Genomic DNA, 13,497 nt, shown 5'->3' on the forward strand with positions numbered 1-13,497 from the left:
AAATGAGTAGTGACCGTGCCTGTTGACAGCCACACTCGCCGGCCTGCTGTTACACAGACCGGTTTCCGGTCATTCTGACCGAATCAGTCGACGCGGCGCGATGCGCCCGTCTTCGCTCACTTCACCGATACCGATGAAGCGACCGTTGTGATCCTGTACCCGCACCATGCCGAACTTCGGAGCATCCGGGGCACGTACCGGCTGGCCGTTGAGCCAGTAGAACGCGCTCGCTTCCGAGAACTGCAGCAACGGCCAATCCTGCAGGCCGCTGTCCGATGGCATCAGGAAGCGGTCGACCGCTTCGTTGCCGCCTTCGGCATGTACCGCTTCCAGCTCTTCGAGGGTCACGGTCTGCGCCAGGGTGAAAGGCCCGGCCTGGGTACGGCGCAATTCAGCGACGTACGCACCACAACCGAGTTGCTCACCGATATCCTCCACCAGGGTGCGAATATAGGTGCCCTTGCTGCAATCCACCGCGAGTCGCGCAGTATCGCCTTCGAAGGCCAGCAATTCCAAGCGCGCAATAGTAACAGAACGCGGTTCGCGCTCCACTACTTCGCCTGCACGGGCCAACTTGTACAGCGGCTGGCCATCACGCTTGAGAGCGGAGTACATCGGCGGTATCTGACTGATTTGCCCGCGAAATTTCGGCAGAACCGCTTCAATGTCGGCCTGACCAACGGTCACCGGACGCTCCTGCAAAACCTCGCCTTCGGCGTCCGCCGTGGTGGTGGTCTTGCCCAGTTGCGCCAGGGTTTCGTAACCCTTGTCGGAATCAAGCAGGTACTGCGAGAACTTGGTCGCCTCGCCAAAGCACAGCGGCAGAACGCCGGTGGCCAGTGGGTCGAGACTGCCGGTGTGACCGGCCTTCTCGGCGTTGAGCAACCAGCGAACCTTCTGCAACGCGGCGTTGGAGGTGAACCCCAGCGGCTTGTCGAGCAGGATGATGCCGCTGACGTTACGACGGATACGTTTGACCTGAGCCACCGAGTTACTCCTTGGTGTCTTCGGGTTCTGCCGCAGCCACGTGCTGATTGTCCTCAGCCACGGCGCGCTCGATCAGGGCCGACAGGTGCGCACCCCGCACGACGCTTTCGTCGTAGTGGAAGTGCAATTGCGGCACGCTGCGTAGCTTCATTTCGCGGGCCAGCTGCATGCGCAGGAAACCGGCGGCAGCGTTGAGCACCTTGATGCTTTGCGCGATGTCTTCGGCGTTGTCCTGCCCCATCACGGTGATGAAGATCTTCGCGTGACCGACGTCACGGCTGACTTCCACAGCGGTAATGGTGACCAGGCCGACGCGCGGGTCTTTGACTTCACGACGGATCAGCTGGGCCAGCTCACGCTGCATCTGATCGCCGATACGTTGGGTACGGCTGTATTCTTTTGCCATGATTTGTTACCTGTTACTGCCCTGCGGTGAAACCCGCAAGGTCTGAAAGCGGCAAACGCCCGGCCTGACAAAAGCCAGACCGGGCGTTGCGTTTAGAGTCCTGACGCCGTGCTGCGCACTTGCATGCGGCGGCCCGACGTGGCCCTTGAAGTGCGCGAGTCAGAGGCTGCGAGCAACCTGAACCTTCTCGAAGACTTCGATCTTGTCGCCGACTTTGACGTCGTTGTAGCTCTTCACGCCGATACCGCATTCCATGCCGGCACGTACTTCGGAAGCGTCATCCTTGAAGCGGCGCAGGGATTCCAGCTCGCCTTCGAAGATCACGATGTCTTCACGCAGTACACGGATCGGACGGTTACGGTGCACAACACCTTCGATCACCATGCAACCAGCGATCGCGCCAAACTTCGGCGAACGGAACACGTCACGGACTTCGGCCACACCGAGGATGTTCTCGCGAACGTCGCTGCCAAGCATACCGGTCAGGGCTTTCTTGACGTCTTCGATGATGTCGTAGATCACGTTGTAGTAACGCATGTCCAGACCTTCCTGCTCGACGATCTTCCGTGCGCCGGCATCGGCACGCACGTTGAAGCCGAACAGTACAGCGTTGGAAGCCAGTGCCAGGTTGGCGTCGGATTCGGTGATACCACCGACACCGCCACCGACCACGCGCACTTGCACTTCGTCGTTGCCCAGGCCGTTCAGAGCGCCCTGCAAGGCTTCCAGCGAACCACGGACGTCGGATTTGAGGACGATGTTGAGCGTCTTCTTCTCTTCCTGGCCCATGCTTTCGAAGATGTTTTCCAGCTTGCCGGCGTGAGCGCGAGCCAGTTTGACTTCGCGGAACTTGCCTTGACGGAACAGAGCCACTTCACGGGCTTTCTTCTCGTCGGCAACCACGCTCATTTCGTCGCCGGCGTCAGGCGTACCGTCCAGGCCGAGGATCTCGACCGGAATGGCCGGACCCGCTTCCTTGATCGGCTTGCCGTTCTCGTCGAGCATGGCGCGCACGCGGCCATAGTTCGAGCCGACCAGCACCATGTCGCCTTGACGCAGCGTACCGTCCTGAACCAGAACGGTCGCCACCGGGCCACGGCCCTTGTCGAGACGCGATTCAACCACGACACCGCGGCCAGGAGCCGAAGGAGTGGCGGTCAGCTCGAGAACTTCAGCCTGCAGCAATACAGCTTCAAGCAGCTCGTCGACGCCGGTACCCATCTTCGCGGAGACCGGAACGAATGGAGTGTCACCACCCCAGTCTTCAGAGGTCACGCCGTGAGCCGACAGTTCGCTGCGGATGCGATCGAGATCAGCACCCGGCTTGTCGATCTTGTTCACCGCAACCACCAGCGGAACGCCGGCAGCAACAGCGTGCTGAACGGCTTCGATGGTTTGTGGCATCACGCCGTCGTCCGCCGCAACCACCAGGATCACGATGTCGGTCGCCTTGGCACCACGGGCACGCATGGCGGTAAACGCGGCGTGACCAGGGGTGTCGAGGAAGGTGACCATGCCGCGTTCGGTTTCAACGTGGTATGCACCGATGTGCTGGGTGATACCGCCGGCTTCGCCAGCAGCTACCTTGGCACGACGGATGTAGTCGAGCAGCGAGGTCTTACCGTGGTCAACGTGACCCATTACGGTCACGACCGGCGCACGAGGAACCGCTTCACCTTCGAACTTCAGGGACTCGGCCAGGGAATCTTCCAGGGCGGTGTCGCTGACCAGGGTCACTTTGTGGCCCAGTTCTTCTGCGACCAGCTGGGCAGTTTCCTGATCCAGTACCTGGTTGATGGTGGCCGGGGTGCCCAGCTTGAACATGAATTTGATGATTTCGGCAGCCTTGACCGACATCTGCTGGGCGAGATCGCCAACAGTGATGGTTTCGCCGATCTTCACTTCACGCACGACAGGGCCGGTCGGGCTCTGGAAACCGTGGGCGTTGCGTTTCTTCAGCTTGGCCTTGCCGCGACCGCCGCGACGGAAGCCATCGCTTTCTTCGTCGGTAGTGCGTGGCGCCACACGTGGAGCCGGAGCCTTTTCCTTGACCGATGCGCGATGCGGAGCGTTTTTGCGCTCGCCATCACCACCGCCACGACGGTTGTTGTCGTCAGCACGTGGTTTGTCCGGACGGCGCTGTTCGTCACGCTTGCGAGTGTCGGCAGCTGGCGCAGCAGCCACAACCGGCGCGGCTTCGCGCACGGGTTCGGCCACTGGAGCAGGGGCAGCGACGGCTTCGGCAGTAGCGGACGGCGCAGCAGGCTGGCGACGCGCTTCTTCTTCGGCGCGAACGCGGGCTTCTTCTTCAGCCTTCTGACGGGCAGCATTTTCTACTGCGCGACGTTCATCCAGTTCACGCTTGCGCTCGGCTTCGATTTCTTCCGGGCTACGCTGTACGAAAACTTTCTTCTTGCGGACTTCAACGCTGATGCTTTTGCTGCCAGCCACACGCAGGGTGCTGGTGGTTTTACGCTGCAGCGTGATCTTGCGTGGTTCTTCCACTTTCGCCTTGTGGCTGCTTTTCAAGTGGGTCAGCAGGGATTGCTTCTCACTGTCAGTCACATTTTCTTCGGCGGCGGTGTGCGGCAGACCTGCCTCACGCATCTGCTGCAACAGGCGCTCTACCGGTGTTTTGACCTCATCGGCCAGTTGTTTCACCGTGACTTGCGTCATGCACTTCTCTCCTCAGGCCGCGCCTAATTACTCGAACCAGTGGGCTCGGGCGGCCATGATCAACTTGCCGGCACGATCATCGTCAATGCCGTCGATGTCGAGCAGATCGTCAATAGACTGCTCGGCCAGGTCTTCGCGGGTAATTACGCCGCGCACCGCCAGTTCCATCGCCAAATCCTTGTCCATACCCTCAAGCGAGAGCAGGTCTTCGGCCGGATGGGCGTCTGCCAGCTTTTCCTCAGTAGCGATGGCTTTGGTCAACAAGCGATCCTTGGCACGAGCGCGAAGCTCGTTGACGATGTCTTCGTCAAAGCCGTCGATGTTGAGCATTTCTTCCAACGGTACGTAGGCAATCTCTTCCAGGCTGGTGAAGCCTTCGTCTACCAGCACCTGAGCCAGTTCTTCGTCGACTTCCAGCTCGTCGATGAAGTTGCGCAGGATGTCGCCGGTTTCCGCTTGTTGCTTAGCCTGGATGTCCGATTCGGTCATCACGTTCAGGGTCCAGCCAGTCAGCTGGCTCGCCAGACGCACGTTCTGACCACCACGACCGATGGCCTGAGCCAGATTGTCTGCGCCAACGGCGATGTCCATGGCATGGGCATCTTCGTCAACGATGATGGCCGCCACTTCTGCCGGCGACATGGCATTGATCACGAACTGTGCCGGGTTGTCGTCCCACAGGACGATATCGACACGCTCGCCACCCAACTCGCCCGACACGGCCTGGACGCGCGAACCGCGCATACCGATGCACGCGCCTTGCGGGTCGATGCGTTTGTCCTTGGAGCGGACAGCGATCTTGGCGCGCGAACCCGGATCACGGGAAGCGGCCATGACTTCGATCAGACCTTCAGCGATTTCCGGCACTTCGATACGGAACAGCTCGATCAGCATTTCCGGCGCGGTACGCGACAGGATCAGCTGAGGGCCGCGGTTCTCGGTGCGGATTTCCTTGAGCAGCGCACGCAGACGCACGCCAACACGGAAGGTTTCGCGAGAGATGATGTCTTCACGGGCCAGCAACGCTTCAGCGTTATTACCCAGGTCGACGATCACGTTGTCGCGGGTCACTTTCTTCACGGTGCCGGAGATGATTTCTCCCAGGCGCTCGCGATAAGCGTCAACCACTTGAGCGCGCTCGGCTTCGCGCACTTTCTGCACGATGACCTGCTTGGCGGTCTGCGCAGCGATGCGGCCGAACTCGATGGACTCGATCTTTTCTTCAACGACGTCGCCAACCTTGGCGCCAGGATGCGTTTCAGCAACCTTGCTAGGCCAGGTTTCGATAGCCGGATCATCGAGATCATTCTCTTCGACGACCGTCCAGCGACGGAAAGTTTCGTAAGAACCGGTGTGGCGATTGATTTCCACACGCAGATCAACTTCGTCTTCAAAACGCTTTTTGGTAGCAGTGGCCAGAGCCAGCTCCAGCGCTTCAAAAATCACGCTTGCCGGTACACCCTTTTCATTGGATACCGACTCAACAACCAGCAGTACTTCTTTGCTCATCGTACGCCTCGCCTTTCGCAAGCCATTGGATCCGCGGGATCCGCGTCTCAGTCAAAACTGGGAATAATGTTGGCCTTGTCGATCATATCGATCGGCAACAGGAACTCATGGTCATCTACTTGCACCACGACGTCCTGCTCTTCTACACCGCGCAGAAGGCCCTGAAAGTTGCGTCGACCTTCAAAAGGCGAGCGCAGCTTGATCTTCACTTGTTCACCGACATATTTGGCAAACTGCTCAAGAGTGAACAGTGGGCGTTCCATGCCTGGCGAGGAAACTTCAAGGGTGTATTCAACGGAGATCGGATCTTCAACATCCAGCACACCGCTGATCTGACGGCTGACGATGGCACAATCGTCCACCAGTACGCCGCCTTCCTTATCGATATAAACGCGCAACATTGAGTGGCGACCTTGAGCCGAAAACTCAATACCCCAGCATTCATAGCCTAGGGCCACGACCACCGGGGCCAGCAAGGCCTGCAACTCTTCTAGCTTGCTCGACACCTGAACCCCCTCGTGCATGTATGTGCATGCTATGCAAAATAAAAAAATGGGCGAAACGCCCATCCTTGAAACGCCGTCGAACAGCGGCGTTGAAAGTGTCCAGCTAACAAAAAGCCCCTTAAAAGGGGCTCCTTAAACTGGTTGCGGGGGCCGGATTTGAACCGACGACCTTCGGGTTATGAGCCCGACGAGCTACCAGACTGCTCCACCCCGCGACAAAGCTGGGGCGGAAGTATACGACCGATCCCTTTTAGGGTCAATGTAACCTTCCACCTGCAAGAAAGCCCGCAACAGCGGGCTCTCCTGACTAATTGGTACCGAGAAGGGGACTCGAACCCCTACACCCTATGGGCACAACCACCTCAAGGTTGCGTGTCTACCAATTCCACCACCTCGGCAATACTACGTTTGAAACCCTTCTTACTTCTGCTCTTGAGCTGGAGGTACGTCAGTCGCTGGAGTAGCCGACTTTTGCTCTTGAAGCACCGGGACATCATCAGAAGCCGGCTGTTGCTTTGGAACTTCCAACACTGCCGGGTTTGGCAAACCTGCTTGAGTCAGCTGATGAGCCTTCTCTTTAGCAAAGTATCCTAACCCCAAGCTGGTTATGAAGAAACCGGCGGCAAGTATAGCAGTAAACTTACTAAGAAAGGTAGAGGAACCTTGGCTTCCGAACACAGTATTTGAAGCACCTGCTCCGAAAGACGCGCCAGCGTCCGCACCTTTACCCTGCTGCAGCAAAACCAGAGCAACTACGCCCAATGCACCCAGCAGATGAAAAACGACTACGACTGTTTCCAGCATTTTTTCAGTTTCCCGCGGCGCGACAAATCGCACCGAACTCATCTGCATTCAGGGAAGCTCCACCAATGAGCCCCCCATCGATATCCGGCATGCCGAACAGTTCGACCGCATTGGCCGCCTTCACGCTGCCGCCGTATAGAAGCCGCACACCTCGTGCCACTTCAGAATTCTCTGCCGCCAACTGCTCGCGAATGGCTTTATGCACATCCTGAGCCTGTTGCGGCGTTGCAGTCAGCCCGGTGCCAATCGCCCAGACCGGCTCGTAAGCGATCACTGCGTTGGCAAAAGCACCGACACCCAGCTCCTCGATGATACTGCCCAGCTGACGCCCGACAACCTCAAGAGTCTTTCCGGCTTCGCGCTGCTCCAGGGTCTCCCCTACACACAACACCGGAATCAAGCCACACGCCTGTGCCGCTGCGAACTTGCGATTCAGCATTCCGTCTCGCTCACCCATGATCTGGCGGCGTTCGGAGTGCCCGACAAGCACCAGGGAACAACCTGCATCCACCAACTGACTCGGCGCAATCTCGCCCGTCAATGCACCTTGCATGGACTCCACCGCAGAATTCTGCGCACCGACCGAGATCGATTTGCCTTTCAAGCCATCAATCACTTGATTGATATACAAGCAAGGCGGGAATACCGCGACATCAACACCGCTTGGCAAGGCCAGATGACGAAGGCCGTTGATCAGCTCAGCGACGCTGGCGCGGGTACCGTGCATCTTCCAGTTACCAGCTACCATAGGGCGACGCATGCTGTACCTCGTCGGTCAAAGTGGGCGCAGATGTTACCCAACACAATCATGGCTGGCAAGCCGAATCAGGCAGAAACTTCAGTTACCAGTTTTGCCAGTTCTTCGGCATAGCCACGAACCTGGATTTCGTCCTCGCCCTCGACCATCACACGTACCAGAGGCTCTGTCCCGGACTTGCGCAAAAGCACACGCCCGCGCCCCGCCATAGCCTGGGTTACGCGTGCGCTCGCCTCCTTGACAGCCGGGTGCTCCAGCGGGCTGTCGCCACCGCCGAAGCGCACGTTGATCAGCACTTGAGGACACTTACGCAGGGCCTGACGAGTTTGCGCCAGACCTTCGTTGCGTGTTTTCAACGCCATCAGCACCTGCAACGCCGCAATGATCGCATCGCCAGTCGTCGTGTGATTGAAGCAAACGACATGTCCGGAGTTCTCGCCCCCGACCAGCCAATCGCGCTCCAGCAACTCGGCAATCACATAGCGGTCGCCGACATTTGCACGCACAAAAGGAATACCCAGATCCGCCAGAGCCAACTCCAGGCCCAGATTGCTCATCAGCGTACCGACCACACCGCCCTGTAATTTGCCTCGCTCATGCAGATCGCGCGCGATGATGAAAATCAGCTCGTCACCATCGACTATCGCCCCGGTGTGGTCGACCATCAGTACCCGATCACCATCACCGTCGAAGGCGATACCCAGATCCGCATGCTCGGACAACACCGCCGCCTGCAATTGCCCCATATGAGTGGAGCCACAGTTGTCGTTGATATTCAGACCGTTGGGCTGCGCGGACAGAACCACAACTTCGGCACCCAGCTCACGGAATACGCTCGGCGCGACCTTGTAGGTAGCTCCGTGCGCGCAGTCGATGACAATCTTCAGTCCGGAAAAACTGGTGCCGGTCGGCACAGAGCTCTTGCAAAACTCGATATAGCGACCGGACGCATCATTGATTCGCGACACCTTGCCAATCTTGCTCGACTCTACAACAGTCATTGGCGTATCTAGCAATTCCTCGATCATCAGTTCCAGCTCATCGGGCAGCTTGGTGCCTTTGCCGGAGAAAAACTTGATGCCGTTATCGTCATGCGGATTGTGCGATGCACTGATCACGATTCCGGCCTCAGCCTGGAATGTACGCGACAGGTAGGCGATGGCCGGAGTCGGCATCGGACCGAGCAGCATTACATCGGCGCCCGCAGATGTCAGACCAGCCTCAAGGGCCGATTCAAACATGTAGCCGGAAATTCGCGTGTCCTTGCCGACCAGTACCTTGCAGGCCCCCATCTTGCGAAAGGCCATACCGGCAGCCCAGCCGAGCTTGAGCATGAAGTCCGGAGTGATCGGGTATTCCCCGACGCGACCACGAATCCCGTCGGTACCAAAATATTTCTTGCTCATAAGTGCTCCATCATTCTTATTCGGCTGATTCCACGGCTGCGAGCATTCGCACCACGTCCACCGTTTCTGCCACATCATGGACGCGCAATATACGCGCACCTTTCACCGATGCCAGTGCAGCCAGTGCCAAACCGCCATACAGACGCTCACCCACAGGGCGATTCAATGCATGGCCGATCATGCTTTTGCGCGAAACGCCCACCAATAGCGGCCGCCCCAACGCATGCAGGGCTTCCATATGCTTGAACAAGCTTAGATTGTGCTGCAGGGTTTTGGCGAAGCCGAAGCCCGGATCAAGAATGATCCGCTCGGCCGGAATGCCTGCCTCCTCGCACTGGGCCATGCGTTCGGCAAGAAATTCGCCCACTTCCCGGGTGACATCCTGATAACGCGGATCATCCTGCATATCGCCAGGCTCGCCGAGCATATGCATCAGGCACACGGGCAATCCCGTGGCCGCCGCCGCATCAAGCGCGCCATCCCGCCGTAGCGAACGAACGTCGTTGATCAAGCCGGCACCCAAACGCGCCGTTTCGCGCATGACCGCCGGAGTGGACGTATCGACCGATATGACCACATCCAGTTCGCGATTTATAAGCTCGACGACGGGAGCTACGCGCTCCAGCTCCTCCAACGGAGAAACCGCCCGCGCGCCCGGGCGGGTCGACTCGCCGCCCACATCGATCAGCGTTGCACCCGCCGTAACCATGGCTTCGGCATGACGCAAGGCCGCGTCGAGCTGGCTGTATCGGCCACCGTCGGAAAAAGAATCGGGAGTGACATTGAGAATGCCCATGACATGCGTCCGGGCCAAATCAAGAACCCGGTTGCCGCAAGGCAACCGGGTCAGGGACTGTACAGAAGTCATTTCAAACCTTAAACGTCGACAGCCGGACCGCCAATCGGTGTTTCCGGACGCTCACCCTGAATGACAGGAGGCGTGCCAGTACCGGTACCGCCCGACCAGTCGCGAGGCTCGCGAGGTGTACGACCGGCCATGATGTCGTCGATCTGCTCGGCATCGATCGTCTCGTACTTCATCAGCGCATCCGCCATGGCATCGAGCTTGTCGCGGTTGTCCGTGAGGATCTGCTTGGCCGTGCCGTAGCACTGATCAATGATGCTGCGCACTTCGGAGTCGATCAGCTTGGCTGTCTCACCGGAGAAGCTGGCATTCTGACCGCCACCGCCGCGACCGAGGAATACCTCACCCTCTTCTTCGGCGTACATCAACGGACCGAGTTTTTCCGACAGGCCCCACTTGGTCACCATGTTCCGCGCAATCTGACTCGCACGCATGATGTCGTTGGAAGCACCAGTCGTCACACCGTCGAAGCCCAAAGTCATCTCTTCGGCAATACGGCCGCCGTACAGCGAGCAGATCTGACTGATCAGCGCACGCTTGGACAGGCTGTAGCGATCTTCTTCCGGCAGGAACATGGTCACACCGAGTGCACGACCGCGCGGAATGATCGACACCTTGTAGACCGGATCATGCTCGGGCACGACACGACCAACAATGGCGTGGCCTGCTTCGTGATAAGCGGTGTTCTGTTTTTCCTTCTCGGACATGACCATGGATTTGCGCTCGGCGCCCATCATGATCTTGTCTTTGGCCAGTTCGAATTCTTTCATTTCGACGATGCGCTTGCCGGCACGGGCAGCGAACAGCGAAGCCTCGTTGACCAGGTTCGCCAGGTCGGCGCCGGAGAAACCCGGAGTACCACGCGCGATAACAGCCGGAGCAACGTCATCACCCATTGGCACTTTACGCATGTGAACCTTGAGGATCTGCTCGCGACCACGGATGTCCGGCAAGCCGACCACCACCTGACGGTCGAAACGACCCGGACGCAGCAAAGCAGGGTCCAGCACGTCAGGACGGTTGGTCGCGGCGATGACGATGATGCCGTCATTCATTTCGAAACCGTCCATCTCCACCAGCAACTGGTTGAGAGTTTGTTCGCGCTCGTCGTGACCGCCGCCCATACCGGCACCACGATGGCGACCAACGGCGTCAATCTCGTCGATGAAGATGATGCATGGAGCGTGTTTCTTGGCCTGTTCGAACATGTCACGAACGCGGCTGGCACCTACACCGACGAACATTTCGACAAAGTCGGAACCGGAAATGGTGAAGAACGGGACCTTGGCTTCGCCGGCAATCGCCTTGGCCAGCAAGGTCTTACCGGTGCCCGGAGGACCAACCATCAGCACGCCGCGAGGAATGCGGCCGCCCAGGCGCTGGAACTTGCCCGGATCACGGAGGAATTCGACCAGCTCGCCCACTTCTTCCTTGGCTTCGTCGCAACCGGCAACGTCAGCCAAAGTGGTTTTCACCTGATCCTCGGACAGCAGACGCGCCTTGCTCTTGCCGAAGCTCATCGGCCCGCCCTTGCCGCCCGCGCCGCCCTGCATCTGGCGCATGAAGAACATGAACACCGCGATGATCACCAGGATCGGGAAGCTGGCCACCAGAAGCTGGGTCCAGATACTTTGCTGCTCAGGCTGCTTGCCTTCGACCACGACGTGGTTGTCGACCAGGTCGCCGATCAGGCCATTGTCCTGAATTGCCGGACGAATGGTCTTGAAGCTGTCGCCGTCGTTGCGCTTGCCGGTAATCACGTAGCCGTCGACGGCCACGCGCTCGACCTTGCCATCCTTGACCTGCTGGATGAAGTCGGAATAGTTGAGGGTCTGCGGCTCGTTAGGGCTGGAGAAGTTGTTCATCACCGTCACCAGGACTGCCGCGATGATCAACCACAGGATCAGATTCTTTGCCATATCGTTCAATTAACTACCCTCTGAAGCAAGCTCCGCTACTGGCGCGCGCTTCGCATGATATTCACCGGCCTAACTTACTACATTACCTACAGCTCTGGCAGGCGCCGTCTGTAACCCTTTGTGAAACACTTTCTACACAATATTCGCTTATGCGCGCGGGGCGAAATACGAAAAACCTATCACCCCGCCAAAAAACCTCGTTTTACTCGCTACGACCGCGGTAGCCCCATGCCAGCATATATTGCTCACGAGAGCTGCCACGAGAGGAGTCCGGCTTGATCATCTGGATCTTGTCGAACTTCTTGCGAGCGTCCTTCAGGTAAGTATCGAACCCTTCGCCCTGAAAAATCTTGATCAGGAAATTACCGCCCGGCTTGAGTATCCGCTCCGCCAGATCAAGCGCCAGCTCGCAAAGAAACATGGCTTTTGGCATATCCACTTCAGGCGTACCACTCATATTGGGGGCCATATCGGAAATCACAAGGTCCACCTGCGAATTACCCACAGCCTCAAGGATCTGAGCGAGCACTGCATCCTCGGTGAAGTCACCCTGGATGAAAGTCACGTCCGGAATGCTGTCCATTTCCAGGATGTCCGAGGCGATCAGTCGCCCCTGACCACCGATCAGGCGGCTGGTGACCTGCGACCAGCCGCCAGGCGCCGCGCCGAGGTCGACGACGTTCATGCCCGGACGGATCAGTTTGTATTTCTCCTGGATCTCCAGAAGCTTGTAACTCGCACGCGAGCGGTAGCCATCCTTCTGCGCTTGCTTCACATAGGGATCATTGACATGTCTTTTCAGCCAACCAAGGCTTGTCTTGGAACGCGCCATTGGGCACCTCGTTGATTAGGGTCGTGATTAATTGGGCGGATCCACGAGCCCTCGGGTAAAATGGCCGCCATTTTACAGAATCCAGACGAAAGGGTCAGATTATGCCGCTCACTCCAGAGCAGAAGAAACAGTACAAATCCATTGGCCACCACCTGAAACCAGTTCTGACTGTGGCTGACAACGGTTTGACTGAGGGTGTTTTAGCCGAACTCGAACGCGCATTGGCAGATCACGAGCTGATCAAGATCAAGCTCAACATCCTCGATCGCGAGGCGCGCCTGGCGTCCGTTGCAGAGCTGTGCAAGACCGGCAAGGCCGATCTGGTTCAAGTCATCGGCAAGATGGCACTGATTTACCGCAAGAACTTCAGCGTCAACAAGCAGCTGTCGAACGTCCATCGCTTCAAGTGATGGCAAGGGTCAAGGGTGTGCTTCGCGCACCCTGCCACTCCATCCCGGCACCGGCTGCAATACCAGCACCAACCCGGAAAAACCCAACACAAGAAAGCTGAACACCTGCCAGCGCTGCGCATCTGGCCAGCCGACACGCACTGCGACAAACATCGCACACGCATACAACGCCATCAACAACACCTGCCCGCGAAAATCCCGCCATAGACTGGCAAGGCCCTCGGTCTGTATCAGCACCAAAGCCTGAAATATCACGCACGCGACGGCAAAACCCACCACCGCCACTTCAAACGTACTTGCAACCTCATCGATCAGCAGCGGAGCCAGGCCAATTTGACCCAGCACCGGCCGCAGACCGAGATGTACCAACCACAGGCCACCGACCCACAACATCTGGGCCAGTTGCCAGAGCATCGCGCC

General features: G+C 58.3%; 13 protein-coding genes and 2 tRNA genes. 1 reads left to right on the forward strand and 14 read right to left on the reverse strand.

The window, feature by feature from the left end:
* Positions 1 to 69: 69 nt before the first annotated feature.
* From truB to rlmE, 13 genes are all read right to left on the reverse strand, one after another.
* Positions 70 to 987 carry a tRNA pseudouridine(55) synthase TruB gene (truB, locus tag ACM6JM_RS29060; protein ID WP_007953739.1) on the reverse strand — a complete coding sequence of 306 codons (918 nt, stop codon included), beginning with the start codon at positions 985 to 987 and terminating at the stop codon, positions 70 to 72.
* A 4-nt stretch (positions 988 to 991) separates the two neighbouring features.
* Entirely contained in the window at positions 992 to 1,393 is a 402-nt protein-coding gene (gene rbfA / locus ACM6JM_RS29065; protein ID WP_007953741.1) for a 30S ribosome-binding factor RbfA, read from the reverse strand.
* Positions 1,394 to 1,552: 159 nt separating this feature from the next.
* Positions 1,553 to 4,069, reverse strand: a complete 2,517-nt coding sequence (infB, locus tag ACM6JM_RS29070; RefSeq protein ID WP_414882893.1) for a translation initiation factor IF-2 — start codon at positions 4,067 to 4,069, stop codon at positions 1,553 to 1,555.
* A 27-nt stretch (positions 4,070 to 4,096) separates the two neighbouring features.
* On the reverse strand, positions 4,097 to 5,578 hold the full coding sequence (nusA, locus tag ACM6JM_RS29075; protein ID WP_003221546.1) for a transcription termination factor NusA: 1,482 nt from the start codon (positions 5,576 to 5,578) through the stop codon (positions 4,097 to 4,099).
* A gap of 47 nt (positions 5,579 to 5,625) precedes the next feature.
* Positions 5,626 to 6,084 carry a ribosome maturation factor RimP gene (gene rimP, locus ACM6JM_RS29080; RefSeq protein ID WP_039769696.1) on the reverse strand — a complete coding sequence of 153 codons (459 nt, stop codon included), beginning with the start codon at positions 6,082 to 6,084 and terminating at the stop codon, positions 5,626 to 5,628.
* A gap of 138 nt (positions 6,085 to 6,222) precedes the next feature.
* Positions 6,223 to 6,299, reverse strand: a tRNA-Met gene (locus ACM6JM_RS29085).
* 97 nt (positions 6,300 to 6,396) lie between these two features.
* A tRNA-Leu gene (locus ACM6JM_RS29090) sits at positions 6,397 to 6,482 on the reverse strand.
* Positions 6,483 to 6,504: 22 nt separating this feature from the next.
* Positions 6,505 to 6,888 (reverse strand): preprotein translocase subunit SecG, encoded by a 384-nt coding sequence (gene secG, locus ACM6JM_RS29095; protein ID WP_011332406.1) that lies wholly within the window; start codon positions 6,886 to 6,888, stop codon positions 6,505 to 6,507.
* Between the two features lie 4 nt (positions 6,889 to 6,892).
* Positions 6,893 to 7,648: a triose-phosphate isomerase gene (tpiA, locus tag ACM6JM_RS29100; protein ID WP_007953744.1), complete on the reverse strand. Its 756-nt coding sequence runs from the start codon at positions 7,646 to 7,648 to the stop codon at positions 6,893 to 6,895.
* A 65-nt stretch (positions 7,649 to 7,713) separates the two neighbouring features.
* Complete coding sequence (gene glmM / locus ACM6JM_RS29105; protein WP_039769173.1) at positions 7,714 to 9,051, reverse strand: phosphoglucosamine mutase; 1,338 nt, start codon at positions 9,049 to 9,051, stop codon at positions 7,714 to 7,716.
* Between the two features lie 16 nt (positions 9,052 to 9,067).
* Positions 9,068 to 9,919: a dihydropteroate synthase gene (folP, locus tag ACM6JM_RS29110; RefSeq protein ID WP_414882894.1), complete on the reverse strand. Its 852-nt coding sequence runs from the start codon at positions 9,917 to 9,919 to the stop codon at positions 9,068 to 9,070.
* A gap of 8 nt (positions 9,920 to 9,927) precedes the next feature.
* Entirely contained in the window at positions 9,928 to 11,835 is a 1,908-nt protein-coding gene (gene ftsH, locus ACM6JM_RS29115) for an ATP-dependent zinc metalloprotease FtsH (RefSeq protein WP_414882895.1), read from the reverse strand.
* 202 nt (positions 11,836 to 12,037) lie between these two features.
* A complete protein-coding gene (gene rlmE / locus ACM6JM_RS29120; protein WP_414882897.1) occupies positions 12,038 to 12,667 on the reverse strand; it encodes a 23S rRNA (uridine(2552)-2'-O)-methyltransferase RlmE in 630 nt (209 codons plus the stop codon).
* A 101-nt stretch (positions 12,668 to 12,768) separates the two neighbouring features.
* On the opposite strand from rlmE, the gene ACM6JM_RS29125 reads away from it, so the two are divergent.
* Positions 12,769 to 13,077, forward strand: a complete 309-nt coding sequence (locus tag ACM6JM_RS29125; RefSeq protein WP_007953753.1) for a YhbY family RNA-binding protein — start codon at positions 12,769 to 12,771, stop codon at positions 13,075 to 13,077.
* Between the two features lie 9 nt (positions 13,078 to 13,086).
* Here ACM6JM_RS29125 and ACM6JM_RS29130 read toward each other — a convergent pair whose 3' ends face one another.
* Positions 13,087 to 13,491, reverse strand: coding sequence for a hypothetical protein (locus ACM6JM_RS29130; RefSeq protein ID WP_039769166.1), 405 nt, complete (start codon positions 13,489 to 13,491; stop codon positions 13,087 to 13,089).
* Between the last annotated feature and the right edge of the window lie 6 nt (positions 13,492 to 13,497).

Origin of the sequence: Pseudomonas sp. IT-P2, assembly GCF_949767575.1 — a bacterium.
GTDB lineage: Bacteria > Pseudomonadota > Gammaproteobacteria > Pseudomonadales > Pseudomonadaceae > Aquipseudomonas > Aquipseudomonas pharyngis.